The 25,835-nt window shown below is 68.1% G+C and carries 17 protein-coding genes; 9 read left to right on the forward strand and 8 right to left on the reverse strand.

Translation table 11 applies throughout. The features are described 5' to 3' along the window. The first annotated feature begins 158 nt into the window (after nt 1-158). The 4 genes from MC375_RS03890 (at nt 159) to MC375_RS03905 (ending at nt 8,700) form a co-directional block, all read left to right on the forward strand. Entirely contained in the window at nt 159-3,893 is a 3,735-nt protein-coding gene (locus tag MC375_RS03890) for an indolepyruvate ferredoxin oxidoreductase family protein (protein ID WP_242101993.1), read from the forward strand. A gap of 206 nt (nt 3,894-4,099) precedes the next feature. Next, nucleotides 4,100-5,521, forward strand: coding sequence for an MBOAT family O-acyltransferase (locus MC375_RS03895; protein WP_242101994.1), 1,422 nt, complete (start codon nt 4,100-4,102; stop codon nt 5,519-5,521). Between the two features lie 58 nt (nt 5,522-5,579). Beyond that, nucleotides 5,580-6,734 carry a hypothetical protein gene (locus MC375_RS03900; RefSeq protein ID WP_242101995.1) on the forward strand — a complete coding sequence of 385 codons (1,155 nt, stop codon included), beginning with the start codon at nt 5,580-5,582 and terminating at the stop codon, nt 6,732-6,734. 175 nt (nt 6,735-6,909) lie between these two features. Next, on the forward strand, nt 6,910-8,700 hold the full coding sequence (locus MC375_RS03905; protein WP_242101996.1) for a family 43 glycosylhydrolase: 1,791 nt from the start codon (nt 6,910-6,912) through the stop codon (nt 8,698-8,700). An 81-nt stretch (nt 8,701-8,781) separates the two neighbouring features. On the opposite strand, the gene MC375_RS03910 is transcribed toward MC375_RS03905, so the two are convergent. Beyond that, nucleotides 8,782-10,680: a hypothetical protein gene (locus MC375_RS03910; RefSeq protein ID WP_242101997.1), complete on the reverse strand. Its 1,899-nt coding sequence runs from the start codon at nt 10,678-10,680 to the stop codon at nt 8,782-8,784. A gap of 67 nt (nt 10,681-10,747) precedes the next feature. Continuing rightward, the gene (locus MC375_RS03915) at nt 10,748-11,359 is read right to left on the reverse strand and encodes a DUF938 domain-containing protein (protein ID WP_242101998.1); all 612 of its coding nucleotides are present in this window, start codon (nt 11,357-11,359) and stop codon (nt 10,748-10,750) included. Between the two features lie 80 nt (nt 11,360-11,439). On the opposite strand from MC375_RS03915, the gene MC375_RS17775 reads away from it, so the two are divergent. Genes MC375_RS17775 through MC375_RS03930 form a run of 3 tightly spaced genes read left to right on the forward strand, consistent with a single transcriptional unit; the run spans nt 11,440 to nt 12,633 of the window. Continuing rightward, nucleotides 11,440-11,757 carry an I78 family peptidase inhibitor gene (locus tag MC375_RS17775; protein WP_345779249.1) on the forward strand — a complete coding sequence of 106 codons (318 nt, stop codon included), beginning with the start codon at nt 11,440-11,442 and terminating at the stop codon, nt 11,755-11,757. A 34-nt stretch (nt 11,758-11,791) separates the two neighbouring features. Next, complete coding sequence (locus MC375_RS17780; RefSeq protein WP_345779250.1) at nt 11,792-12,214, forward strand: ribonuclease domain-containing protein; 423 nt, start codon at nt 11,792-11,794, stop codon at nt 12,212-12,214. Further along, nucleotides 12,211-12,633 carry a barstar family protein gene (locus MC375_RS03930; RefSeq protein ID WP_242101999.1) on the forward strand — a complete coding sequence of 141 codons (423 nt, stop codon included), beginning with the start codon at nt 12,211-12,213 and terminating at the stop codon, nt 12,631-12,633. Before MC375_RS17780 ends, MC375_RS03930 begins: the two co-directional genes overlap by 4 nt. A 58-nt stretch (nt 12,634-12,691) precedes the next feature. Here MC375_RS03930 and MC375_RS03935 read toward each other — a convergent pair whose 3' ends face one another. The 4 genes from MC375_RS03935 to MC375_RS03950 form a co-directional block, all read right to left on the reverse strand. Beyond that, nucleotides 12,692-12,925 (reverse strand): hypothetical protein, encoded by a 234-nt coding sequence (locus tag MC375_RS03935; RefSeq protein ID WP_242102000.1) that lies wholly within the window; start codon nt 12,923-12,925, stop codon nt 12,692-12,694. Nucleotides 12,926-13,750: 825 nt separating this feature from the next. Then, nucleotides 13,751-14,818 (reverse strand): DNA topoisomerase IB, encoded by a 1,068-nt coding sequence (locus tag MC375_RS03940; protein ID WP_242102001.1) that lies wholly within the window; start codon nt 14,816-14,818, stop codon nt 13,751-13,753. A 291-nt stretch (nt 14,819-15,109) separates the two neighbouring features. Continuing rightward, complete coding sequence (locus MC375_RS03945) at nt 15,110-16,366, reverse strand: TCR/Tet family MFS transporter (RefSeq protein ID WP_242102002.1); 1,257 nt, start codon at nt 16,364-16,366, stop codon at nt 15,110-15,112. Between the two features lie 44 nt (nt 16,367-16,410). Then, nucleotides 16,411-17,025 carry a DUF2239 family protein gene (locus MC375_RS03950; protein WP_242102003.1) on the reverse strand — a complete coding sequence of 205 codons (615 nt, stop codon included), beginning with the start codon at nt 17,023-17,025 and terminating at the stop codon, nt 16,411-16,413. Between the two features lie 215 nt (nt 17,026-17,240). Between MC375_RS03950 and gltB the strand changes: the two genes are divergently transcribed. Both gltB and MC375_RS03960 read left to right on the forward strand, forming a co-directional pair. Beyond that, on the forward strand, nt 17,241-21,740 hold the full coding sequence (gene gltB / locus MC375_RS03955; protein ID WP_242102004.1) for a glutamate synthase large subunit: 4,500 nt from the start codon (nt 17,241-17,243) through the stop codon (nt 21,738-21,740). Nucleotides 21,741-21,951: 211 nt separating this feature from the next. Then, nucleotides 21,952-23,436 carry an FAD-dependent oxidoreductase gene (locus MC375_RS03960; protein ID WP_242102005.1) on the forward strand — a complete coding sequence of 495 codons (1,485 nt, stop codon included), beginning with the start codon at nt 21,952-21,954 and terminating at the stop codon, nt 23,434-23,436. Nucleotides 23,437-23,438: 2 nt separating this feature from the next. On the opposite strand, the gene MC375_RS03965 is transcribed toward MC375_RS03960, so the two are convergent. Together MC375_RS03965 and MC375_RS03970 are read right to left on the reverse strand one after the other, a co-directional pair. Further along, nucleotides 23,439-24,350 carry an NAD(P)/FAD-dependent oxidoreductase gene (locus MC375_RS03965; protein WP_242102006.1) on the reverse strand — a complete coding sequence of 304 codons (912 nt, stop codon included), beginning with the start codon at nt 24,348-24,350 and terminating at the stop codon, nt 23,439-23,441. A 3-nt stretch (nt 24,351-24,353) separates the two neighbouring features. Next, nucleotides 24,354-25,784, reverse strand: coding sequence for an IgA Peptidase M64 (locus MC375_RS03970; RefSeq protein WP_242102007.1), 1,431 nt, complete (start codon nt 25,782-25,784; stop codon nt 24,354-24,356). Nucleotides 25,785-25,835: the final 51 nt, after the last annotated feature.

A 25,835-nucleotide genomic window follows, 5' to 3' on the forward strand; every position in this document is an offset into this window, starting at 1 on the left:
CGCGATCGGCCCGCGGCAACCGACGGGAATTCCCGCCAGCCAGGCCGGCCGGAAGCCCACTGCTACACTTTTTGGCTCACTTCCGCCTCCGCTGCCGCCTCCCGGCGGCGCGCCGCCGTGCCAGCCAGCGACCCTCGCGTCGCCTGCCAGAGACGTCCATGACCAGCACCGCCGAACTTACCTCGCCGGCTTCGGCCAATACCGCGCTCACCCATTCCGGGGTCCAGGCCGGCACCGTGGACCGCGACTACACGCTCGAGGACAAGTTCACCCGTACCCGCGGGCGCATCTACCTCAGCGGCGTGCAGGCCCTGGTCCGGCTGCCGCTGATGCAGCGGCTGCGCGATGCGCGCGACGGGCTGAACACGGGCGGCTTCATCTCCGGCTATCGCGGCTCGCCGCTGGGCGGTTTTGACCTGGAACTGTGGCGGGCGAAGAAACACCTGGCCGAAGCGGGCGTGAAGTTCCAGCCCGGTCTCAATGAGGACCTGGGCGCGACCATGGTCTGGGGCACGCAGCAGACCAACCTGTTTCCCGGCGCCAAGGTCGATGGCGTGTACGCGATGTGGTACGGCAAGGGCCCGGGCGTGGATCGCTGCGGCGACGTGTTCAAGCACGGCAACGCCGCGGGGACCAGCCGCCACGGCGGCGTGCTGGCGCTCGCGGCCGACGACCATGCCTGCCGTTCCTCGACCCTGCCGCACGGCTCCGAGGGCGAGTTCACCAGCGCGATGATGCCGATCCTCAACCCGGCCGGGGTGCAGGACATCCTCGACCTGGGGCTGGTGGGCTGGGCGATGTCGCGCTTCACCGGACGCTGGGTGGGCTTCAAGACCATCGCCGAGACCGTGGAATCCTCCGCCTCGGTCGACGTCGATCCGTTCGCGCTGCAGATCGTCACGCCTGAGGATTTCGAGCTGCCGCCGGGCGGGCTCAACATCCGCTGGCCGGACCCGCCGCTGGACCAGGAAATGCGTCTGCATCGCTACGCGGTGCGGGCGGCGCAGGCGTTCGCCCGCGCCAACGGCATCGACCGCACGGTGCTCGATTCGCCCAACGCGCGCTTAGGCATCGTCACCACGGGCAAGAGCTATCTCGACGTGCTGCAGGCGTTGGAAGTGCTGGGGCTGGACGCGCATGCCTGCGCCGAGATCGGCATCCGCGTCTACAAGGTCGGCATGACCTGGCCGCTGGAGCCGGTCGGCATCGCGAACTTCGCGCGCGGGCTCGAGGACATCCTCGTGGTGGAGGAGAAGCACGCCTTCATCGAAAGCCAGATGAAGGAGCAGTTCTACAACTTCGACGGCGGGCGCGACGGCAGCCGTCCCTCGATCGTCGGCAAGTACGACGAATCGGGCGAATGGATCCTGCCCAGCACCAACGAGCTCACTCCGGCGCGCATCGCGCGGGTGATCGCGGCGCGTCTGGAACGTTTCCACCGCAGCGAACACATCACCCGGCAGCTGGCCTTCCTCACCGCCAAGGAAGCCGAGCTCGCCCTGCCGCGCGCGCAGTTCCCGCGCGTGCCGCACTACTGCTCGGGCTGCCCGCACAACACCAGCACCAAGGTGCCGGAAGGCTCGCGCGCCATGGCCGGCATTGGCTGCCATTACATGGTGACGTGGATGGATCGCGACACCGACACCTTCACCCAGATGGGCGGCGAAGGCGTGACCTGGTGCGGCCAGGCGGCCTTCACCGAAACACCGCACGTGTTCCAGAACCTCGGCGACGGCACCTATTTCCACAGCGGCTCGCTGGCGGTGCGCCAGGCGGTGTCGGCCGGTGTCAACATCACCTACAAGATCCTCTACAACGACGCGGTGGCGATGACCGGCGGCCAGCCGGTGGACGGCACGCTCACCGTGCCGCAGATCGCGCACCAGATGCGCGCGGAAGGGGTGCAGGACATCGTGGTGCTCAGCGACGAGATCGAAAAGTGGAGCGATCCGTCCATCTTCCCGACCGGCGTCGCTTTCCACGACCGCCGCGAGCTCGAAGACGTGCAAAAGCGCCTGCGCGAAGTGAAAGGCGTGAGCATCCTGATCTTCGACCAGACCTGCGCGACGGAAAAGCGCCGCCGCCGCAAGCGCGGCAAGATGCTCGATCCGGCCAAGCGCGTGTTCGTCAACACCCTGGTATGCGAAGGCTGCGGCGATTGCGGGGTGAAGTCGTTCTGCGTCTCGGTACTGCCCAAGGACACCGAGTTCGGGCGCAAGCGCGAGATCGACCAGAGCAACTGCAACAAGGACTACAGCTGCGTCGAGGGCTTCTGCCCCAGCTTCGTCACCGTGCACGGCGGGACGCCGCGCAAAGGCAAGAAGGTCAGCGCGGCGGAAAAGCTGGCGAACCTGCCGACGCCCGAGTTCAAGGGCGACCTGTCGCAGCCCTGGAACATCCTGATCACCGGCGTCGGTGGCACCGGCGTGGTGACGATCGGGGCGCTGTTGGGCATGGCCGGGCACCTGGAGGGCCGCGGCTCGACCGTGCTCGACCAGACCGGACTGGCGCAGAAGGGCGGCGCGGTCACCACCCATATCCGCATCGCGCAATCGCCCGAGCACATCCACGCGGTGCGCATCGCCGCGGGCGAGGCCGACCTGGTCCTGGGTTGCGACATGGTGGTGGTCAACGACTACTGGGCGCTGTCCAAGGTGCGCGCCGGTCGCACCTCGGTGGTGCTCAACACCTACGAGGCGATGCCTGGCACCTTCACCACGCGCCCGGACCTGCAGTTCCCTGCGGCCGAGATTGTGTCCGCGGTCCGCGCCGCGCTGGGCGGCGCGGATGCACCGGCTTCATCGCTGCATGTCGTGGATGCCACCCAACTCGCCACCGCGCTGATGGGCGATGCCATCGCGGCCAACCTGTTCATGCTCGGCTATGCCTGGCAGCAGGGGCTGGTGCCGCTGTCGCTGGACGCGATCATGCGCGCGGTGGAGCTCAATGCTGCCGCGGTCGAAATGAACAAGACCGCGTTCGCCTGGGGGCGGCTGGCGGTGGTCGAACCGGCAGCGGTCGCCGAGGCCGCCGGCGTGATCCGCAACGCGCCCACGCGCGCCGAAGCCACGCCGCGGGAACTGCCGCTGCTGCCGCCGACGCCGTCCGAGGGCCACGAATCGGGCCTGTCGCCGCGCGATGCGGACCTGCGCGCGGAAGACGAGCTGCGGCACGTGCCCGCATCGGCCGCAGGCGACGTCGCATTCCTGCCGCTCGACGACCTGCGCCTGTCGCGTTCGCTGGACGAACTGGTCTCCCGCCGCGTCGCCTTCCTCACCGATTACCAGAACGCAGCCTATGCGCGGCGTTATGCGGACTTCGTCGCCAAGGTGCGCGCGGCCGAACACGCCGCCGCGCCCGGAGCTACCGATCTGTCCGAAGCCGTGGCCCGCTACTTCTTCAAGCTGATGGCCTACAAGGACGAGTACGAAGTGGCGCGGCTGTACACCTCCGGCGAATTCCGTCGCCGCCTGGAGCAGCAGTTCGACGGCGACTACAAAGTGCACTTCCATCTCGCGCCGCCGCTGCTGGCGAAGAAGAACGCCAAGGGCGAACTGATCAAGCGCGAATACGGCCCGTGGGTGTTCACCGCGTTCCGGCTGCTGGCCCGGCTGCGGGGCCTGCGCGGCACGATGCTCGACGTGTTCGGCTACACCGCCGAGCGCAGGGGCGAACGCCAGCTCATCGCCCGGTACCAGGCCACGATCGAGGGCCTGCTCGACCGGCTCGACGGGGAAAACGTAGGCCTGGCGGCCGAGATCGCCAGCATTCCCGAACAGATCCGCGGCTACGGGCACGTCAAGGAAGCGCACCTGCACAAAGCCAGGGCGCGCGAGGCGCAGCTGCTGGCCCAGTGGAGTGCGCGCAACCGCCCGGTTGCGGCCGCGGCGTAAGCGGCAGGGGCGTCCGGGCATCGGCCCGCGGCTGAGGGCAAGGGCGGGCCCGGTCGGGGTGCCCCCATCGAGTCGACCGCTGCCTTGGGCCCGGCTTCCGACGGGCCTGCGCAGCCGCCCCGACCGACGGGTGTCCGCTTTCCCCGGCTTTTACGGTTACCTCCGGTAGCGATCGCCCGGCGATCGGTCCCCCGGGGTGCGCGCCGATGGTCTTCAATTCGCTCACCTTCGTGGTGTTCTTCGCCCTGGTGCTGTTGCTGCACGCGATGCCGCTGCGCTGGACCACGAAGAAATTCAACCTGCTGATCGCCAGCTATCTGTTCTACGCCGCGTGGAACCCACCGTTCGTGATCCTGCTGTGGGTCTCGACCGTGGTCGACTGGTGGGCGGCGAAAAAGCTGGTGAGCGCGCAAGGACCGACCGCGCGGCGCGCGTGGATGCTGCTGTCGGTGGTGGTCAACCTCGGCATGCTCGGCTACTTCAAGTACGGCGGCTTCCTGCTGGAGAACTTCAGCGCGCTGATGGCCGCCGCCGGCGTCGTCTACCAGCCGCCGGCGCTCGACATCGTGCTGCCGGTGGGCATCTCGTTCTACACCTTCGCCACGCTTAGCTACACGCTCGATATCTACCTGCGCCGCGCGAAGCCGGCCAACAGCTTCCTCGACTACGCGCTGTTCGTGACCTTCTTTCCGCACCTGGTCGCCGGCCCGATCATGCGCCCGACCGAACTGGTGCCGCAGTTCGCGCACGAGCGCCGTGCCAGCGGCGACCAGCTGCGCTTCGGCCTGGCGCTGATGACACTGGGCTTGTTCCAGAAGGTCGTGCTGGCCGACGGCTTCCTCGGCCCGGTCGCCGAGGCCGTATTCGATGCGCGGCCGGGTACCGTGGTCGGTGCGCTCGATGCGTGGACCGGCACGCTCGCCTTCAGCGGGCAGATCTTCTGCGACTTCGCCGGCTATTCGACCACCGCGATCGGCGCGGCGATGTGCCTGGGTTTCGCGATGCCGGACAACTTCCGTTTCCCCTACGCGGCGATCGGATTTTCCGACTTCTGGCGGCGCTGGCATATCACCCTGTCGGCGTGGCTGCGCGATTACCTGTACATCCCGCTCGGCGGCAACCGCCACGGACCGGCGCGCACCTATTTCGCGCTGATGGCGACGATGCTGCTCGGCGGCCTGTGGCACGGCGCGAGCTGGACCTTCGTGGTCTGGGGCGGACTGCACGGGCTGTACCTGTCGGCGGAGCGGATGCTGCGCGCGCGGTTCTCCGGCTACCGGCCGGGGCCGCTGGCGCTGGTCGCGCTGGCGCTGCTGACCTACACCCTGATCAACGTGACCTGGGTGTTCTTCCGCGCCGACAGCTTCGGCGAGGCCTGGTCGCTGCTGCGCGGTATGGTCGGGCTGAATGCCGGCGCGGCGCCGATCCTGGCGATCGCGGACCTGGTGCCGGTGCTGGCGATCGTGGCCGGGATCGTCACCGCGCACTGGCTGATGCGGCTGCAGACGCTGGAAACCTTCATCGCCCGGCGACGGCCGCTGGTGCTGTCGGGCGCATGGGCGCTGATGCTGTTCGCCGTGATCGCAACACAGGGGACGGGCAATGCCTTCATCTATTTCCAGTTCTGAAGCCGCCGGTTCTGAAGCCGCCAGTTCTGATTCCCTCGGCGCCGTAACCGCGACAGGCATGGAACACGTGCTGGAGCGCTTCGCTCGGCCCGGCTTCGTGCGCCAGACCGCTTCGGACCGACCCGGCGTCGCCCAGCCCGTGCCCGAACGCGAGGTACCCGCGCAGCCGTGGAAAAGGATCTTCGTCGGCGCCATGCTCGGCGCAGCGCTGCTGCTGGTCGGTTGGGAAGCGTACTGGCGGGCCTGGGATCCCACGCCCGGCTACCGCAACAGCGCCGGCGCCTGGGCCGAGCAGCGTGCGCGGATCGACGCAGGCGAAGGCGATGCGACCGTGCTGGTCGGCACGTCGCGGCTGCTGTTCGACGTGCAGTTGCCGGTATGGGAGCGTCTGGCAGGCGAACGCCCGATCCAGCTGGCACTGGAGGGCACTTCGCCACTGCCGATATTGGAGGACCTCGCCGCGGATCCGGATTTCACCGGGCGCGTGGTGGTCGATGTCACGCCGGACCTGTTCTTCAGCGGCTACGCGTACCGCGGCGCGGTGGTGAAGCATTACCACGAACGCGGACCCTCGCAGCGCATCGGCCACTGGCTGAGCAGGCACCTGCTCGAATCGCGGTTCGCCTTCTACGAGCCGGATTTTGCACTACCGACGGTACTGCGCCGGCAGGCCTGGCCACTACGGCCTGGCATGACGCCTGACACGCGTGTGCGCAAGCTGATGGTGATGCCCGGCCTGGACCGCAATACACATCTGTGGTCGCGGGTCGAATCCGATCCCGCATATCGCGCGCTGGCACGAAGCATCTGGGCCGAGAGATTCGGCGCGCGGCCCACCGGGCGGATCGGCGTGGACGACCCTGCGAAGAAGCAGGCCGCGATCGACGCGCAGATCGCACGCGCGCTCAAGGCAGTGAAGCAACTGCAGGCGCGTGGCGTACGGATCGTGTTCGTGCGCCCTCCCAGCGCCGGCCGCTACTACGCCTTCGAACAGTCGCAGATGCCGCGCGCCCAGACCTGGGACTTACTGTTGGCGCGCACTGGCCTGCCAGGCGTGCACTTCGAGGATTATCCGGCGATGCAGGGGCTGGACCTGCCGGAGTGGTCGCATCTTTCCCGCGTCGATGCCGAGCGCTATACCGCGGCGCTGGTGCCGCTGCTCGAGAACGCGTTCGAGCGACAGGAACGCGGCGAGGCAGTCGCCTCGCGCTGAGCCCTCACGCGCGCACGAGTCACGCCGCGCCAGACAACCGCCCACGCATTGGCTTTCGCGCTTTTCCAGAACCGCGTCGCGTACGATGGCGCGCCGCGGCGCCTTGCCGACGGCGCGGACCGACATCGGCCCACGGAGTCAGACGATGGTGCGAATGCAGTGCAGAATCCGGACGATGATATTGGGCACCGCGCTGTGCTGCACGACGACGTGGGCCGAGGCGGAGCAATCCCCACTGCGCACCTACGCCAATCCGCTCGACATCGACTACCGCTACAACTTCGAACAGATCAACGAAAAGATTTCCTACCGCACCGGTGCCGATCCGGTGTTCGTGCCTCATGGCGATGCGTATTACCTGTTCCAGACCCTCGCCGACGGCTACTGGAGATCCACGGACCTGCTGCACTGGACCTTCATCACGCCCAGCCGCTGGCCGTTCGAAAGCATCGTGGCGCCGGCGGCGATCTCCGACGGCAAGCGCCTGATCCTGATGCCGTCGATGATGGACCAGCGCGCGGTGCTGGTGACCACGCGCCCGGACACCGGGCAGTTCGAGTTCCTCACCCGGCGCATGCCCAAACTCCCGAACGCGGTGCCGCCGGGGCAGGACATCTACGCCCTGCCCAAGGGCAAGATTCCGCCCGGCCCCTGGGACCCGGGGCTGTTCGCGGACGACGACGGGCGCTGGTACATGTACTGGAACTCATCGAATATCTACCCGATCTACGGCATCGAGATCGAACCGAAAAGCTTCACCTACATCGGCGAGCCGAAGGTGCTGTTCAAGCTCGATCCGAAGCGCCACGGCTGGGAGCGCTTCGGCCAGGACCACCGCGACGAGGCCACGCTGCCCTTCATGGAAGGCGCATGGATGAACAAGGTCGGTGGCCGTTATTACCTGCAGTACGGCGCGCCCGGCACCGAGTACAACGCCTACGCGAACGGGACCTATGTCGGCGATTCGCCGCTCGGTCCATTCACCTACGCGCCGTGGAACCCGGTGGCCTACAAGCCCGGCGGTTTCGTCATCGGCGCCGGCCACGGCTCGACGTTCCAGGACGCGCACGGCAACTGGTGGAACAGCGGCACACCGTGGGTGGGTCACAACTGGAATTTCGAGCGCCGCATCGGCCTGTGGCCGGCTGCGTTCTACAGCGACGGGCAGATGCGCGTGTCGACCCGCTTCGGCGACTTCCCGCACTGGATGCCCGATGGCGCGGTCGACGATCCGCAGCGCCTGTTCACCGGCTGGATGCTGCTTTCGTACCGCAAAACCGCGGCTGCATCCTCGACTTTGGAGACGTTCGATCCGGCAAGTGCCGCGGACGAGAACCCGCGCACCTTCTGGGTCGCGGCGCGCAATGCCAAAGGCGAAACACTGACGCTCGACCTCGGTGCGGTGAAGACGGTACGCGCGGTGCAGGTCAACTACGCGGACTATGCGTCTGGCGTGTTCGCGGACGGGCCGCAGATCTACACCGAATTCACCCTGCAGCAGTCGGACGATGGCCGCCACTGGCGCACTCTGGCCGAGGTCGGAAACGCGCGCGACCGTCGCGACCGGCCCAACGCCTATGTGCCGTTGCCCGAGCCTGTGCGCGCCCGCTACGTGCGCTATGTGCACGGGCATGTGGGCGCGAAGCACCTGGCGATCTCGGATCTTCGCGTGTTCGGCAATGCCGATGGCGCCGCGCCCGCGAAGCCGTCCGCGCCGACGGTGCGACGCGATCGCGACCGCCGCAACGGCTTCGTGCGCTGGCAGGCGCAGCCGGGCGCGGTCGGCTACAACGTGTGCTGGGGCCTGCGGCCCGATCGCCTGACCCTGTGCTACCAGGTCTTTTCCGATGCGGCGACGACGCTGGAACTGCGCGCGCTCAATCGCGATGAGCATTACCACGTGGCGGTGGAAGCGTTCAACGAAACCGGCGTGTCGCCGCTGAGCGACGCGGTGCCGCTGCCGTAGGCTAGAGCGTCAGGCCTTCGTGTAGGAGCGCCGCTTCGAAGCGACGCGGACTCCGGGACACGGCGCTCCTACAGGTTTCGCCTATTTCCGGGCGCTGAGGATCGGCGTCAGATAATCGGTCGTGCCCACGATGCGCTGCAGGTGCGGGAAACGCAGCCCCTGGTGGTAATCCACGCTGATCGTGCGGTAGCGATCGAACTCCTTGACCAGCAGCCGGATCGGCGCGGTGCCGGTCTTCGCCGCCTTGATCGCGTCCTCCATCGCTTCGGGCGAATACTCGATGTCGTTGACCGCGACCAGGCTCATGCCGGTGCCGACGCCGGCATTGAAGGCCGGTCCGTCCCAGCGCACTTCGTTGATCCTGCCGTCCTTGCCGGCGACAAGGCCGATCGAATACGTATAGTCGGCGCCGCCATCGCCTTCCTTGGCCCGCGCCTTGGCCAGCGCGCTGGGCTCGTCCTTGTAGACCAGGCGCCAGCCGCTCGCCTCCAGGCCGCCGGTCAGGCCGACCTTGCCGTCCAGGCGCTCGCGCAGGAACACCGCCCAGTCGCTCTCGACCACGCCGTTGAGCGTGGCCACCACGTCGTCGAAGGTGTAGGTGTTCTGGGTCTTCCACACGCCGTCGTCGACGCCGAAGAACGCGCGCGCGAAGTCGTCGAGCGACTTGCGGTTGTTGGTGAGCTTGCGGATGCGCGCATCGGCTTCCAGCCACATCAGCTGCGCGCCGGAGTAGTAGTCCTCGCTCATCTGCCAGTTGCGATAGGGCTTGCCGCCGCGCGGGGTGATGATCGGGTCGTTGGTGGTGTCCTGCACGCTGCGCCACTGCAGGCCGGGGCGATTGTCGGCATAGGTGGCCGCCGTCAGCGCGAGCGCGTCGCGTGCGGCATCGATCGGTCGCAGTCCGGCGCGCGCGTTGAGCACGGCACCCCAGTACTGGGTCTGGCCTTCGTAGACCCAGAGCAGGCTGTCCTGCATCGGCACGTTGTAGTTCGGCGTCCACAGGTCGGCAGGACGGCGGTACTTGCCGTTCCACGAATGGGTGTACTCGTGCGCGAGCAGATCTGTACTGCCGATCTTCTTGTCCCAGCCGCTGAAATAGTCGGCGTCCACCCCGTTCTCGCTGGAGCGCTGGTGTTCCAGACCGATGCCGGACATCTGCTTGCTCAGCGAGAGCAGGAAGTCGTAGTGGTCGTAATGCTGCGCGCCATACAGTTTCAGCGCCTGGCGCACCAGCGCACGATGCTGCTCGAGATGATCGGGCTTGGCTTCGAGCTGCTTGGCCGCATCGGCGACCACGTTCAGGCGCACCGGCTTATCCCCAGCCGCGCCGAGATCGATGGTCTTGAAGTAGCGACCGGCGAACACCGGCGAATCGGCCAGGATGTCGAGCGGTACGGTCTGGTAGTCCACGGCATCGCCGAGTTTGCGCTCCACGTCCAGCGCGGTTGCGGCCTGCCAGCCTGCCGGATAGGTCACCCGCGCGTCGTAGTCGATGCGGCTGGCGTAGTGCCCGGCCGGGTACAGCACCACGGTGTTGAACTGCAGGTTGAGCATGTTCGGCGTCATCACCACGCGCCCCTGCGTGGTATCGGCCGGCGTGAGCGTCTGGTATTCGGTCGTGATCGACGTCACGCCTTGCGGGACTTCCAGATGGAAGGCGTAGACGTCGGCAGGATCGCGTTTCCAGGCGAGCTTCTGGCCATTGCCGGCGCTGATGACCAGGCCGGCGAGCTTGTCGATCGGTCCGCGCGGCCCGTGATTGCCGGGCAGCCACTGCGGATACAGCAGGGTCAGCGGGCCGGGCGCGACCGGGATCGTCTGCTTGACCCGGAAGATGCGCTGCGCGGTATCGGTGGCATCGACCTCGAGCACGATCGTGCCCGGCGCGTATGGCGTGTCCTGCGGAGCGGGCACTTCGGCGCGGGCAACGCCGGCGGTGGCGAGCAGCAGGGCGCTGGCGAGCAGGGAACGACAGATCACGGCAGGCTCCAGAACGGATCGATCCCCATCCTAAGCAATCCGGCGTGCACTCACGGGCTGCCGGAAGTCATGCCGCAGCGCGCGTCCACACCACGCAGCGATTGTTGGCCGGCATCGCCGCGTCTTCCACAAGGCGCAGACCGATGCCGCGCGCCAGCGCGTCGACCGCCTCGAAATCACGAATTCCCGAATGCGGATCGCGCGCCCGGAGCCAGCCATCGAACTCGCGGTTGCTGGCGCTGATGTAGTCGCCCCGATAGTTGAAGGGTCCGTAGACCGCAAACACGGCATCGGCGCCCAGCACCCGGTCCAGGCCGGCGAACAGCGCCTCGACATCCGGCCAGCCCATGATGTGCAGGGTGTTGGCGGTAAAGGCGGCATCGAAACGGGCGGCCGGCCACGGTCCGCGCGCGACGTCGAGCGCCAGCGGCGCGGGCGTATTCGGCAGCGCGGCTTCGTCCAGCCACGCGCGGATGCCGGGCAGATGCTCCGTGCGGTCGCTGGCCTGCCATTGCAGCTGCGGCATCGCGGCGGCGAAATGGACCGCGTGCTGGCCGGTACCGCTGCCGATCTCCAGCACCTGGTTCCGATCCGCGAACCAGCGCTGCAGCACCGACAGGATCGGCGCGCGGTTGCGCTCGCAGGCGGGGGCGAAGGGCTTGTCGGTGGAGGGCTGCATGCGCTGCATTTATCCCGCACACACGCGGCCGCGGCAATACTTCCGCGGCCGAACACTTTCCCGACAAGGAGAACTCTCACATGTCCATCGCAATCCGCGGCGTCTCATTGGCTTCGATCCTGTCGCTGTCGCTCGCCGCCTGCGCCGCGACGCCGAACGATGATGATGCTGCCAGCCTGCCGCCCGGTAGTACCGAAGGCTGCAACGCCGACGCCGCGCAGTCCGCGGTCGGCAAACAGGCCACGGCCGAGGTGGTCGAACAGGCGCGCAAGGACGCCGGCGCGCAGGTCGCGCGCACGCTCAAGCCCGGTCAGATGGTGACGATGGAGTTCCGCGAAGGCCGGCTCAACCTGCAGGTGGACGACAACAACGTCGTGACCGAAGTGCGCTGCGGCTGAGGGTGCGGCGCGATGCGCATGGCATGATCGCGCCATGCCGCGTCGCACCGCCTGGATCCTGCTCGCGCTGGCGCTGTTCGCCGCCTGGAACTGGTGGCGGACCGCGCCAGCGCCTGCGGACGGGCCGCCGCCCGTCGCAACGCCGGATGCGCGCACGCCGCGTGCCCCCGCGTCCGCATCGCTGACGGTCGAGGCCGTCGACACGCTGCAGCGCATCCGCGCCGGCGGCCCGTTCCATTATCGGCAGGACGGCGGCGTCTTCCACAACCGCGAGCATCTGCTGCCGCAGCGCCCGAGTGGCTACTATCGCGAGTACACCGTCGACACGCCCGGCGAGCGCGATCGCGGTGCGCGCCGCATCGTCACCGGCGGACATCCACCCGCCGAATTCTTCTACACCACCGATCATTACCGCAGCTTCCGGCGGATCGATGCTGATGCAGAGGCTGTGCGATGAACACAGTCGACCTGAGCGCCATGCTGGCCGACCACACGGCTTCGGGCGCCTATTACGTGGATGCCGGCGGAGGCGACGCGCTGGCCGAAGCGGCCGAACGGCTCGAGTTCGCCTTCGTGCGCATCGACCTGCAGGGCTGCGAAGACAAGGAGGCGGTGCTGGCGCGGATCGCGCAGGCGCTGGACTTCCCCGACTGGTTCGGCCGCAACTGGGATGCGCTGGCCGATTGCCTGGACGATCTGTCGTGGCTGCCCGCACCGGGTTACGTGCTGCTGCTCGACCACACCCATGACTGGAAGCAGGCCGATCCGGTCGGCTTCGACGTGCTGCTCGAGATCGGCACCGAAGTCGCGACCCGATGGGCCCAACACGGAGTCGCATTCTGGCTGTTGATACCGGTGCCGCCGGGGCAGCTTTAGCGCCCACCTGTCGGCCGCACGCGAGTGCGTACGCCCGATGATCCGCCGCGATCGCGCCCTAGACGCGGTCGTCGATGCCCTTCACGCCGTCATGCCGGGCACAGTGCGCGCAGCAGTAGTAGGTGCCGTCGTGCTCGGCGCCGTGGCCGATCACCTTGCAGCCACAGTGCGCACAGCTGGGCGCCATGGCATGGATCGCGCATTCGAACGAATCGAAGGTACCGGACCGGTCACCCTGGGTGATGGTAAAGGCCTTGTCGTAGTCGTTGCCGCACACGTCGCATCTGGACATTGGCTTGCTCCACGCAGGATGTGCCGCGGATTCTCGTGCTGGCGGCAAGAAGGGGGGGTGAAGCCGCCGGTATATTTTTAGCGCGTCATCCCCGCGGAGGCGGCAAGCGCTTTTCAACAGCGCGAAGCGCTGGTCTCCAGGACGCTGCTGTTGCTTTTGGAGTCAATAGCCTTCGCCCTTCGGCCGTAGAGCTTTCGCCTGAAGGCGACCTACTTTCTTTGCTGGTGCAAAGAAAGTAGGCAAAGAAAGCACCTTCCTCGACAAGTCGCTCAAGAAGTGTGGGCGGCGAAGGAATTTTCGGACTCGCCATCCATGGCTCGATCCGAAAACGGCGGCCATCCATGGCCGCCGCCCCTCCGGGGTTTCCGACTGCGTTTGACTGCTGCAGGATTTCGAAAGTCAGAGGCCGGTATAACTGGAGCCGCCAGATAGCCCTAGCTCACGGAACTTTGGCCTTTGGCTTGACTCTCTCGAACCTGTACTCGCGGCCCGCATCCGGACACCCGGAGGGCGGCCGGCATGGATGCCGGCCGTTTTCGGAGCGGACAAGGATGTCCGCTGCGAAAATGGCGACGACACTGCACATACCCTGAGCGGTGTTGACTTCACGAGCAGGTGCTTTCTTTGGTTACTTTCTTTGCACCAGCAAAGAAAGTAACTCGCCGAAAGGCGAAAGCTCTGCGCCCGTAGGGTGAATGGCGTTGACCTCAGAAGAACAACAGCAACGTCCTTGGGTCGCCGGCTGCGCGGGGATGAAGATCTGAAATTTTCGACGCAAACGCGCCGCGCATTCATCCTGAGACAGATCCCGATCGGCTCGGCACCCTAGCCGGCTCGATGCGCGTGCGCCAGGAATCGCAGCGCCGTCTGTTCCCATTGGCGTGCGCCCGTGGGCTTGCCTGCCGCCTGCGCCAGCGTCCCCGCGCGCCAGGCCTCGAACACCGCCGGATCGATATAGGCCTTGCGGCACACCGCGGGCGTGTTGCCCAACGCGTCGGCGACCTGGCGCACGACCTCCTTCTCCGCGGCGGCGAACGCGCTTTCGCCCGGCGCACGTCCGCGGCGGCCGACAGGGTGCGGCGTACGCGCGAGCAGCTGGAACGCGGCCAGCGTGCCGGCGTAGGTGCGGAAATCCTTGGTGGTGAAGTTTTCGCCCATGGCATCGCGCAGGTAGGCATTGACCAGGGTCGAGCCCATTGGCTGGCGCTTGCCCGTATCGTCGCGGTACTGGAACAGCACCTGACCCGGCAGCTGCTGGCAGCTACGCACCAGCGACACCAGCCGCCTGTCGTCGAGCACGACCTCGTGGTCCTGCCCGCTCTTGCCACGGAAGCGGAAACGCGCGCGCCCACCACGCAGGAACTCCACATGACGGTCGCGCAGGGTGGTCAGGCCGAACGAACCGTTGCTGCGCGCGTATTCGTCGTTGCCCACCCGGATCATGGTCTCGGCCAGCACCGACAGCACGATCGCGGCCACCTTGTCGCGCGGAAAGCCCGGCAGCTTCAGGTCGGCTCGCACCCGCCGGCGGAGTTTCGGCATCGCCCTGCCGAACGCGACGATGCGGTCGAACTTGCCGCTGCCGCGCTCTGCGTTCCAGTCGGGGTGATAGCGGTACTGCTTGCGTCCGCGCGCATCGCGTCCGGTCGCCTGCAGGTGTCCGCGCGGATCGGTGCTGATCCACACGTCGGTATAGGCCGGTGGAATCGCCAGCTTGCGGATGCGCGCAAGCGTGCGCGCGTCGCGCACCACCCCACCGCGCGGCTTGCGATAGGTGAACCCGCGCCCGCTGCGTACCCGGCGGATGCCCGGCGCCTGGTCGCTGACATAACGCAGACCTGCGCGCCGGGCCGCTTTCGCGGCGGTGCGGGTCGAAGCGGCGGCCCCGCTCATCGCCTTCCTCTGGATCCGGACATTTCGCGACCATGCCAGGCAGACGGGCTTGCGCGCGGCTCCATGGAGCCACGCGATAGGCACCCGATACCCATGGCAGGTCCCAGCGCGCGGCGGTGCGCGTTCGTCGCGGTGGGCGGCACACAGGCGGATTCGTAACGCGCCGGTCCGCTGGGCGCGATGTGCAGATCGGTCATGTCCGTTCACCTGGCCGGGAACGGTCGACCTTAGGTGGCTGCGCGTCTGCCTTCCGTCAATGCACGCAGCATTGCTGAAGGCTTCACCTACCGATCATGCCGGCTGCGACGCCGCCACAGTCGCGGTGCGTGGTGCAAAGCGCCATGCCACGAATGCGGCCGCCAGCAGCAGACCGCCCGCGATGTAGAACGGCGCGCCAGGCAGGTGCACCGGCGTCGCGTCGCCGATGAACCAGCCGAAGCTGCCGGCAAAGATCGCCGGGCCGACGATGCCGGCCATCGACACCAGGCTCATCAACGCGCCCTGGATCCGGCCCTGCACGTCCGGCCCGACCTGGCGCGTGATCAGGGCCTGTGTCGCCGGCGCCGCGATCGCCCACAGCGCGCTGATCGGCAGGCCCACCAGGAACATCCAGCCCACGTACGCATACCCGTAGATGGTGAATCCCGCCGCCCCGCACAGCAGCGCGCACAGCAAGGCGCGGCGCTCGCCCAGCCACTGCACCGCCTTGCCGATGAGCAACACGTTGACGATCACGCTGAGCACGCCGACCAGGGCCAGCACGTAGCCCACTTCCTTCTGTCCCCACTGATAGCGGTAGTCCGCATACAGCACGAAGATGCTGGGGTACACGTAGTGCGCCAGATTGGCGATGAACACCACCGCGGCGAGGCCGAACACCTGCGGATAACGCGCGAGCAACTTCATCGAACCGAATGGATTGGCGTGCGACCAGTCGAACTTCGGCGCACGGTGCTCCGGCGCCAGCGATTCGGGCAGCACGAACAGGCCGTAGCCGAAGTTGAGCAGCGCCAGCCCCGCAGAGAACCAGAACGGCAGCCGCAGATCGATGTCGCCGAGGAAACCGCCGATCAACGGACCGATGATGAAGCCCACGCCGAACGCCGCGCCGATCATGCCGAAACTCTTCGCCCGCCGTTCGGGCGGAGTGACGTCGGCGACGTAGGCATTGGCCGTGGTGAAGCTGGCCGAGGTCATCGCCGAGATGATCCGGCCGACGAACAGCCACGCCAACGAGGGCGCAAGCGCCATGAAGATGAAGTCCAGCCCGAGCCCCAGGCAGGACAGCAGGATCACCGGCCGCCGGCCGTAGCGATCCGACAGCGCGCCCTGCACCGGCGAGGTCACGAACTGGATCGCGGCGAACACGAAGCCGAACGCGCCGATCCAGTAGGCCGCGGTATCGGTACGTCCGCCCACGAATTGCTGCACCAGATGCGGCAGCACCGGGATGATCACGCCGAAGGCGAGCACGTCGATCAGCACGGTGACGAAGATGAAGGCAAGCGCAGCCTTGCGCGCGCCGTTGGCGAGGGGAGGTGAAGTCATGGCGTTGTCTTGATGAAGGATGCTTGCGCGAAGGGCGTTCGCGCTCAATCTCGCAGCGCGTCTGCCGCCAACAGCGCGGCATGATCGCGCACATCGTCCGGCCATGCACCGATGCGTTCCTCGAACGCCGATGCGTCGCCCGCGAACAGCGCGCGCGTCGCCTCCTCGAAGCCGGGTGCATCGCCCGCCATCGTGGCCATGAACCGGTACGCGGATTCCTGCGCGGCGCGCTTGCGGTCGTTGCCGGCATTGGCCCGGCGCGCATCCTCCACCAGCTTGCGTAACGCGACCGAGGCGCCGCCGGGTTGCGCGGCCAGCCACTGCCAGTGGCGCGGCAGCAAGGTCACCTCGCGCGCGACCACACCCAGCCTGGGCCGGCCGGGGCCCTTGCGCGGCTCCGGCAGGTCTTCGACGTCCGCACGCACCGCCACGTCGGACTCCGCCAGCCGTTTGAGCAGGTCCGCGGAGCTGCCGCGCAGGTCGACTTCGATGAGGTGGCTGGTGCGCTCGTCGAAGATCAGGATCGGCTCGCTGCCGGCCTGCGGGTCGTTGGACTGGAGCTCGCGCTGCGCGACCAGCGCAACGTGGCGCAGGGCGCCGGAGGCGATGCGGCGGGTACCGGCGAAGGCGGTACAGCGGGTATCCGGGGTGGCTTGCATGGCGAAATCGACATTTATGGGAGCGGTAATATGACCCGGGTAGATTTGAATTGCAATATCGCCCGGGTGAATTGGATTGGTTACGCCTGGAACATTTGCGGCAGCGCACAAACGTGTGCTTTATTCGGGGTAGCCCCGAGGACGGATGGCCGGAGCACAGCAACCGCTGCGCACCGCGGCATGCCGTCGCCGGGCGAAACCCGCCGCGGAGTCCAATGCCCTCTCACCAGCCACCCACCGCTCTTTACGACCCGTCCTGCGAGCGCGACGCCTGCGGCTTCGGCCTGATCGCGCAGCTGGACGACCGGCCGACGCACGCCCTGATCGAACGCGCGCTCGAAGCGCTGGCCCGGATGAGCCATCGCGGCGGGATCGCGGCCGATGGTGAGAGCGGGGACGGCTGTGGGCTGCTGATCCGCTCGCCGGAACCCTGGCTGCGCGCGCTGGCCAACGAGGCCGGGATCGCGCTGGCTGCGCGGTTCGCCGCCGGGCTGGTGTTCCTGCCGCATGACGATGACGCGTGCGCACGGGTGCGGACGATCTTGGCGCAGGCGCTCGAGGGCGCCGGTGTGCAGATCGCCGGCTGGCGCGCGGTGCCGATTGATGCCGATGCCTGCGGCCCGCTTGCGCGCCGCTCGCTGCCGCGGATCGAGCAGGTGTTCGTCGATGCGCCGGTCGACATGGATCCGGTGGCCTTCGAGCGCGCGCTGTTCCTGGGCCGCCGCCGCGCCGAACAGCGCCTGCGCGAATTGTCCAGATCGGAACCATCCGCCGGCTCGCTGCAGGATGCCTATGTAGTCAGCCTGTCCGCGCACAGCATCGGCTACAAGGGCATGGTGCTGCCGGTCAAGCTGGCGCGCTTCTATCCCGACCTGCAGCGCAGCGACCTGACCAGCAGCGCGGTGGTGTTCCACCAGCGCTTTTCCACCAACACCCAGCCGCGCTGGCCGTTGGCGCAGCCGTTCCGCCGGCTCGCCCACAACGGCGAGATCAACACCATCGCCGGCAACCGCGCCTGGGCGCAGGCGCGCACGCACGCGTGGCGCGCGCCGGGACTGGATCTGCGCGAGTTCGATCCGCTGGTGCGCAACGACGGCTCGGATTCGCAGAGCCTGGACGAGATGCTGGAAGTGCTGCAGGCCGGGGGCATGGATCTGCTGCAGGCGATGCGCATCCTGGTGCCGCCGGCGACCCAGTCGCTGGAATACCGCGACACCGAGCTGGCCGCGTTCTACGAGTACTACGCGCTCAACAGCGAGCCCTGGGACGGGCCTGCCGGCATCGTGCTGTGCGATGGGCGCTACGCGGCCTGCTCGCTGGACCGCAACGGGCTGCGACCGGCGCGCTGGCTGCGCACCCGCGACCGGCACGTGCTGATCGCCTCGGAAGCCGGGGTGTGGCCGATGCCGGCGGACGAGATCGAAGCCAAGGGCAAGCTCGGACCGGGCGAGATGATCGCGATCGACCTGCATGCTGGCACCCTGCTGGACTCGGAAGCGATCGACGCGATCAACCGCGCACGCGCGCCGTACAAGCGCTGGCTGCAGCGCGGCATGACCTATCTGCACAGCGAACTGATCGATCCGGCGCTGGCCAATGCGCCATTCGACGCGTCCACCCTGGCCGGCTTCCAGAAGCTGTTCCAGCTGACCCGCGAAGAGCGCGAGTACGTGCTGCGCCCGCTGGCCGAGACCGAGCAGGAAGCCACCGGCTCGATGGGCGACGACACCCCGCCGGCCGCGCTGTCGCGTCACGACCGCCCGCTGTACGACCGCTTCCGCCAGGCCTTCGCCCAGGTCACCAATCCGCCGATCGATCCATTGCGCGAGGACTGCGTGATGTCGCTGGCCACGCAGTTGGGCCGCGAAGGCAATATCTTCGACGACGGCCCGCACGCGGTGCGCCACGTCAACCTCAACTCGCCGGTGCTCTCGCAGCGCAAGCTGCGCGAGCTGCTGGCGCGCGCACCCGAGCTGTTCGGCACCGCGCCGGACGCGTCCTATCGCTACCTCGACCTCAACTTCGATCCGGCCGAGGGCATGCGCGCGGCGCTCGAGCGCCTGAACCGCGAAGCCGAAGCCGCCGCGCGCAGCGGTGTGTTGCTGCTGATCGTGAGCGATCGCCGTCCGCGCCGCGATGCGCTGATGCTGCATGCGCTGCTGGCCACCGGCGCGGTCCACCAGCACCTGGTCCGCGCCGGGCTGCGCTGCGCAGTGAACCTGATCGTGGAAACCGGAACCGCGCGCGACCCGCACCACATCGCCTGCCTGCTCGGCTTCGGCGCCACCGCGGTGTATCCGTATCTGGCCTACCAGACCCTGCACGACCTGGGCGTGCGCGGGATCCTCAAGACCAAGTCCGGCGAAACCGCACAGATCGGCCGCAGCTACCGGCGCGGGGTCAAGAAGGGCCTGCTCAAGATCCTGTCGAAGATGGGCATCAGCACCATCGGCAGCTATCGCGGCGCGCAGCTGTTCGAGATCGTCGGCCTCGACCGCGAGGTGGTCGACCTGTGCTTCGCCGGCGCGGCCAGCCGCATCGGCGGCCTGGGCTTCGAGGCATTGCAGGCCCAGACCGCGGAGCGTGCGCGCTTCGCCTGGAACAACAACACGCTGCCCGCGATCGGCGGCGTGCTGCGCTACATGCCCGACGGCGAGGACCACCAGTTCAACCCGGAGGTGGTGATCGCGCTGCAGCGCGCCACCCAAAGCGGCGATGCGCAGGACTGGCGCGCCTACGCCGATGCGGTGAACACGCGCCAGCCGGCGGCGCTGCGCGACCTGCTGGCGCTGCGCGCGGCGGCGACGCCGGTGGCGCTCGATCAGGTGGAGCCGGTCGAGGCGATCGTGCGCCGCTTCGACTCGGCCGCGATGAGCCTGGGCGCGCTCTCGCCAGAGGCGCACGAAGCGCTGGCGATCGCGATGAACCGCCTGGGCGGGCGCAGCAATTCCGGCGAGGGCGGCGAGGATCCCGCGCGCAACGGCAGCGAACGCCGTTCGAAGATCAAGCAGGTCGCGTCCGGCCGCTTCGGCGTCACACCCGAATACCTGGTCAATGCCGAAGTCCTGCAGATCAAGGTCGCGCAGGGCGCCAAGCCGGGCGAGGGCGGACAGCTACCCGGACACAAGGTCAATGCGCTGATCGCACGCCTGCGCCACGCCACCCCCGGCATCGGCCTGATCTCGCCGCCGCCGCACCACGACATCTATTCGATCGAGGACCTGGCCCAGCTGATCCACGACCTGCGCCAGGTCAATCCCGAGGCGCTGATCTCGGTGAAGCTGGTCTCGCATGCCGGCGTCGGCACGATCGCCTCGGGCGTGGTGAAGGCCGGCGCGGACCTGGTCACGATTTCCGGCCACGACGGCGGGACCGGCGCGAGCCCGCTGTCCTCGATCCGCTACGCCGGCACGCCCTGGGAACTGGGCCTGTCCGAAGCGCGCCAGGCGCTGCTGGCCAACGAGCTGCGCGAGCGGGTGATCGTGCAGGCCGACGGCGGACTCAAGACCGGGCTGGATGTGGTCAAGGCCGCGTTGCTGGGCGCGGAAAGCTTCGGCTTCGGCACCGCGCCGATGATCGCGCTGGGCTGCAAGTACCTGCGCATCTGCCATCTCAACAACTGCGCCACGGGCGTGGCCACCCAGGACGAACGCCTGCGCCGCGATCATTTCACCGGCCTGCCCGAGAAGGTCGAAAACTTCTTCCGCGGCGTGGCCGGCGAAGTGCGCGAATGGCTGGCGCTTTTGGGCGCGCGCAGCCTGGGCGAGATCGTGGGCCGCACCGACCTGCTGCAGATCATTGACGATTCCGCCAGCTACGGCCTGGATCTGGCGCCGCTGCTGGCGTCCACCGGCCTGGCCCAGGGTGGCCATTGCGGCGCACCCGCGCTGCATCCCGCCCCGACCGGGTTGTCCGCCCGGCTCGACGCGGAGCTCGCCAGCGCGATCGAGCACAAGCAGGGCGGCACGTTCGCGTTCGACATCGAAAACACCGATCGCAGCATCGGCGCGCGTCTGTCCGGCCGCATCGCGCGGCTGCACGGCGATCTGGGCATGGCCGATGCACCGATCGACCTGCACTTCAGCGGCAGCGCCGGGCAGAGCTTCGGCGCGTTTCTCGCCGGCGGCCTGCACCTGCAGCTGCATGGCGAAGCCAACGACTACGTCGGCAAGGGCATGGCCGGCGGGCGGATCGTGCTGCGGCCGCCGCAGGGCGCGCGCTGGGAAGCGCGCAGTGCGCCGATCATGGGCAACACCTGCCTGTACGGCGCTACCGGCGGCGAGCTGTATGCGGCCGGACGCGCGGGCGAACGCTTCGCGGTGCGCAACTCCGGTGCGATCGCGGTGGTGGAAGGCGCCGGCGATCATTGCTGCGAATACATGACCGGCGGGGTGGTGGCCGTGCTCGGACGTACCGGACTGAATTTCGGCGCCGGCTTCACCGGCGGCATGGCCTATGTGCTCGACCTCGACCGCGATTTCGTCGACCGCTACAACCACGAGCTGGTCGACATCCTGCGGATCAACTCCGAGGGCTTCGGCGCGCATCGCTCGCACCTGCTCGATCTGCTCGAGGCGCATGTGCGCCATACCGGCAGCGTGTGGGCAGCGCGCATCGCCGGGGAGATGCGCGATTTCCTCGGCAAGTTCTGGCTGGTCAAGCCGAAGGCGGCGAGCCTGGAATCGCTGAGCGAGAATCTGAGGCGCGCGGCATGAACATGCTGAGGGTCTCGTGGGAGCGACCTTGGTCGCGATTGCCTTTGGCTCTCGTGTCTTCGGCTTTCGGATCTTTGGCGTCTGGCGCAAAAGCCAACGCGTTCGCGACCAAGGTCGCTCCCACAGGATGGGCGAACCCCACCCCTTCTGTGCGCCCCCTTACCAAGGGGGCTTTCCTCCAGAAAATTCCTAGCCACTTGGGGCTCGGGCCATGAGCCGCAAGCCGTTATTCGATTTCCTCGACCGCCCGCGGGAAATGCCGGCGCGCATTCCGCTGGAACTGCGGCGCGAAGGCGACTGGCGCGAGCTGTACGGGCGCTTCGGCGAAGCCGAGGCGCAGCACCAGGCCGGACGCTGCCTGGACTGCGGCATCGCCTACTGCGCGCACGGCTGCCCGCTGCACAACCGCATCCCGCAATGGCTGGAACTGGCGCGCGAGGGACGCATCGTCGAAGCGGCCGCGCTCTGCCACGAAACCAATCCGCTGCCGGAGATCTGTGGCCGCGTCTGCCCACAGGACCGGCTGTGCGAAGGCAGCTGCACCCTGCACGACGGCGGCTTCGGCGCGGTGAGCATCGGCGCGATGGAAAAGTACATCGTCGACACCGCGCTCGCGCAGGGCTGGCGGCCAGACCTGTCGCAGGCCCCCGCGACCGGTAAGCGCGTCGCCATCGTCGGCGCCGGACCCGCCGGACTGTCCTGCGCCGACCGGCTCGCCCGCGCTGGCGTGCAGGCCACCGTGTTCGACCGCTACGAGCAGATCGGCGGACTGCTGCATTTCGGGATTCCCACCTTCAAGCTCGAACGTTCCGTGCTGCAGATGCGGCGCGAGGTGCTCGAAGGCATGGGCGTGGAATTCCGGCTCGGCGTGGAGATCGGTCGCGACATCGCCATCGATACGCTGCTGACGGATTTCGAGGCCGTGTTCCTGGGCTTGGGCACCTATCGCTATACCGATGGCGGGCTGCCGGGCCAGGATCTGCAGGGCGTGCTGCCGGCGCTGCCTTTCCTGGTCCACAACGGTCGCATCGTGCACGGCAGCGACGGCGCGCAATCGCGTCCGATCGCCGGCTGGGAAGACGAGGTGCAGTTGCCCGAGCTGCGCGGCCAGCGGGTCGTGGTGCTGGGCGGCGGCGACACCGGCATGGACTGCGTGCGCAGCGCGGTGCGTCTGGGCGCCGCCCAGGTGACCTGCGTCTACCGGCGCGACGAGGCCAACATGCCCGGCTCCGCGCGCGAGGTGGCGAACGCGCGCGAGGAAGGAGTCGCGTTCCTGTTCAACCGCCAGCCGCTGGCCCTGCTGGGCGAAGACGCCGTATGCGGCGTGCGCGTGGTGGAAACGCGCCTGGGCGCGGCTGACGCGCGCGGTCGCCAGAGCGTGGAGAACGTGCCCGGCAGCGAATCCGAGCTGCCGGCCGATGTGGTGATCATCGCCTTCGGCTTCCAGCCCGATCCCCCGCAGTGGCTGCACGCCCACGGCATCGAGCTGCACGCGAATGGCCGCATCCGGGTCGGTGCTCCGACTTCGGGCCTGCGGCCCTCCGCCCAGGATGCCCAGGACATGTCGTTGCCGTTCCAGACCACCCATCCGCGCATCTTCGCCGGTGGCGACGGGGTGCGTGGTGCCGACCTGGTGGTGACCGCGGCCTACGAAGGTCGCGAGGCGGCGGCTTCGATCCTGCGCACGTTCGGTTGAGCTCAGCGCAGGTTGACGGGTAGCCGGTTGTGCACGGCGGTCGCCGCGATCGCCGCATGGCCCACCGCCACGCTGATCTGGTTGAGCGCGCTGACCATGTCGCCGCAGGCGTACAGGCCATCGACGCTGGTCTGCTGCTCTCGGTCCGTGACCAGTTCGCCGTTGTCGTCGCAGCGCGCGCCCAGGGCCAGGGCCAGTCCGGTCTGGGCATCGCTGCCGAGCACCGGATAGAGCGTGTCGAACGCATGCCGCTCGCCGTTTGCCAGGGTCGCAATGCAGCGCCCGGTGTCTATCCGGATCGAATCCGGACGCGGCAACAGCACCACACCCGCGTCCCGCGCCTGCGCAACCTTGTCCTCGGAGAGCGCGTCGGTATCGCTGGCCACCACGGTCACGCTGCGCGAGAACGTGCGCAGGAACACCGCGTGGCCGACGGCTTCGTTCGCTGGTCCATACACGCCGATCCGTTCGTCGCGCGCTTCATAGCCATCGCAGATCGCGCACAGGCGCACCGCACCGGTATCGATCGCCGCTTCCACGCCGTCGATCTCCGGCAGTTTGTCCACCACGCCGCAGGCCAGGATCACGAGTCGCGCGTGCCAGCATGCGTCGCCCGCGCCAGCGACGAACCTGTCGGCTTCGCGCCGCAGCGAATCGATGCGGGCCGGCACGGCCTGAACGCCATAGGTCTCGGCCTGCGCGCGCAGCCTGGCGAGCAGTTCGTTGCCGCCCACCCCTGAGGGAAAGCCGGGACAGTTGTGGCTGGTCGGGATCCAGCGCGCGCGGCTGGCGCCAGCGTCGACCAGCACGATGTCGCGGCGGAAGCGGGCGAGATAGTTCGCGGCGGTCAGGCCTGCGGGGCCTGCGCCGATGATCAGGCAGTCGTATACGCGCATGGCATCGGGTCCGGTCACGCGCTAGTCCGACGCAGGGCGCGAATACAGGTCGATGATGTCGGCGATCGCGTCCTGGCACACCTGGCAGAAGCGCTCGCTGCGGCTGAACATGGTGCACTGCATCTCCGAGCGGTAGTACCCCGTCGCCTGGTAGTTGGCGCCTTCGAACGCGCCGATCGCGTCGCGATAAGGCGCGCGTGAGACCAGCTCCTCCGTGAAGCGGCGTTCGGCCTCGAACAACGCGCTCATCTCCGACTCGGGCCGGTTCTGTTTGCGCAACTCGACGCGCCTGGCCTGGTTGTCGCGCTGGTAGGCCTCGAACTCCGCCTTGGGCCAGGGCGTGGGCAAAGGCGTATCCGCACCGACGTGGCGTTTCCATTTCAGCCGCGCCGGATCGCGCAACGCGGTCACATTGGGCTCCCACGGCTCCGGTCGTTCCTCGCCGGATACGTAGGCCACCGGTGAGGTGTAGTACTCGTCCGCCAGCGCGGCGAAGTGGTGGCCGAACTCATGCACGAACAGGTAGTTCGCCCAGTCGTTGCTGGCCGCGGCGGTGCTGAACTGGCCGAAGATGCCGCCGCCGCCATAGGTCTGGTTGTTGACCAGGATCTCGATGAACTCGTTGGGCGCGTACTGGGCCAGCTCGCGCAGCGCGCGGTTGTCCAGGGTCAGCACGTAGCGCTCGCTGCCGAAGATGTCGTAGCGCGTGCCCAGCGCGGAGTCGTGGTGGATGCCGGTGGACGGTCGCGACACGCCCGATTCGCGCGTGGGCACCGCCAGCGCCCACACATTGAAGTCGCGTGCACGCTCGCGGAACGGCGACACGCTGAACAGGTGATCGGCCAGGCGGTGCGCATCGGCCTCGAACTTCGCCAGTTCCGCCTGGGTGTAGCCATCGCCGAGGATCAGCAGATCGACCTTCTCCGGCGAGGGGCCGTTGTTGCGGATCGCGATCGGCTCGGCCGGTGCCGGACGTTTCTCCAGGACCACGTCGAGCGCGGCCGGGTCCACATCGATGCGCCACACTTCGACGAAGGCGTTGCCCTCGTCACGTTGCAGCACCCTGACCTGCACCGGTCGGTCCGGCTTCGGGAAGCGCAGCGATTCCTGGAATCCGCGGCTGCTCTGCTTGGCCTCGTCGGTGGTCCGCCACTCGCCGAAGATCGTGCTGTAGCCGCGCGAATACAGCAGCTTGCCGGTCTGCGGATCGATCACCTCGAAGCGGTTGAGCCCGCGGTCGGTATGGTCGACCGGGCGCGCGGGATTGCCGGGCCACGGCAGCGGCTCCACCACCACGCGATCGAGCGCGTAGTGCTGCTGTTTCGCATCGCCGCTGTGCATGAGGTCGACGCGCAGGGTGAGCGGCGGCGCTGCATCGGACACCTGCGCAGGTACCGCTCCCGCGGCGCATAGCAGCCAGCAGGCGCCGAGCAGACGGAGCAGCAAATTCATCGGGGGCTTCTCCCAGCTCGGGTCACGGCGTGGCGTGGCGCACTTCTCGCC

It is taken from the genome of Lysobacter sp. M2-1, from assembly GCF_022662495.1.
In the GTDB taxonomy this organism is placed as follows: domain Bacteria; phylum Pseudomonadota; class Gammaproteobacteria; order Xanthomonadales; family Xanthomonadaceae; genus JAKPBU01.

Excerpts from the sequence above, each read along its gene's own strand:
- MC375_RS03930 (WP_242101999.1), top strand. The coding sequence starts at position 12,211 with ATGAACACAGTCGACCTGAGCGCCATGCTGGCCGACCACACGGCTTCG.
- MC375_RS17780 (WP_345779250.1), top strand. The coding sequence starts at position 11,792 with ATGCCGCGTCGCACCGCCTGGATCCTGCTCGCGCTGGCGCTGTTCGCC.
- MC375_RS17775 (WP_345779249.1), top strand. The coding sequence starts at position 11,440 with ATGTCCATCGCAATCCGCGGCGTCTCATTGGCTTCGATCCTGTCGCTG.
- MC375_RS03895 (WP_242101994.1), top strand. The coding sequence starts at position 4,100 with ATGGTCTTCAATTCGCTCACCTTCGTGGTGTTCTTCGCCCTGGTGCTG.
- MC375_RS03940 (WP_242102001.1), bottom strand. The coding sequence starts at position 14,818 with ATGAGCGGGGCCGCCGCTTCGACCCGCACCGCCGCGAAAGCGGCCCGG.
- MC375_RS03935 (WP_242102000.1), bottom strand. The coding sequence starts at position 12,925 with ATGTCCAGATGCGACGTGTGCGGCAACGACTACGACAAGGCCTTTACC.
- MC375_RS03970 (WP_242102007.1), bottom strand. The coding sequence starts at position 25,784 with ATGAATTTGCTGCTCCGTCTGCTCGGCGCCTGCTGGCTGCTATGCGCC.
- gltB (WP_242102004.1), top strand. The coding sequence starts at position 17,241 with ATGCCCTCTCACCAGCCACCCACCGCTCTTTACGACCCGTCCTGCGAG.
- MC375_RS03945 (WP_242102002.1), bottom strand. The coding sequence starts at position 16,366 with ATGACTTCACCTCCCCTCGCCAACGGCGCGCGCAAGGCTGCGCTTGCC.
- MC375_RS03890 (WP_242101993.1), top strand. The coding sequence starts at position 159 with ATGACCAGCACCGCCGAACTTACCTCGCCGGCTTCGGCCAATACCGCG.
- MC375_RS03960 (WP_242102005.1), top strand. The coding sequence starts at position 21,952 with ATGAGCCGCAAGCCGTTATTCGATTTCCTCGACCGCCCGCGGGAAATG.
- MC375_RS03900 (WP_242101995.1), top strand. The coding sequence starts at position 5,580 with ATGGAACACGTGCTGGAGCGCTTCGCTCGGCCCGGCTTCGTGCGCCAG.
- MC375_RS03915 (WP_242101998.1), bottom strand. The coding sequence starts at position 11,359 with ATGCAGCCCTCCACCGACAAGCCCTTCGCCCCCGCCTGCGAGCGCAAC.
- MC375_RS03905 (WP_242101996.1), top strand. The coding sequence starts at position 6,910 with ATGATATTGGGCACCGCGCTGTGCTGCACGACGACGTGGGCCGAGGCG.
- MC375_RS03950 (WP_242102003.1), bottom strand. The coding sequence starts at position 17,025 with ATGCAAGCCACCCCGGATACCCGCTGTACCGCCTTCGCCGGTACCCGC.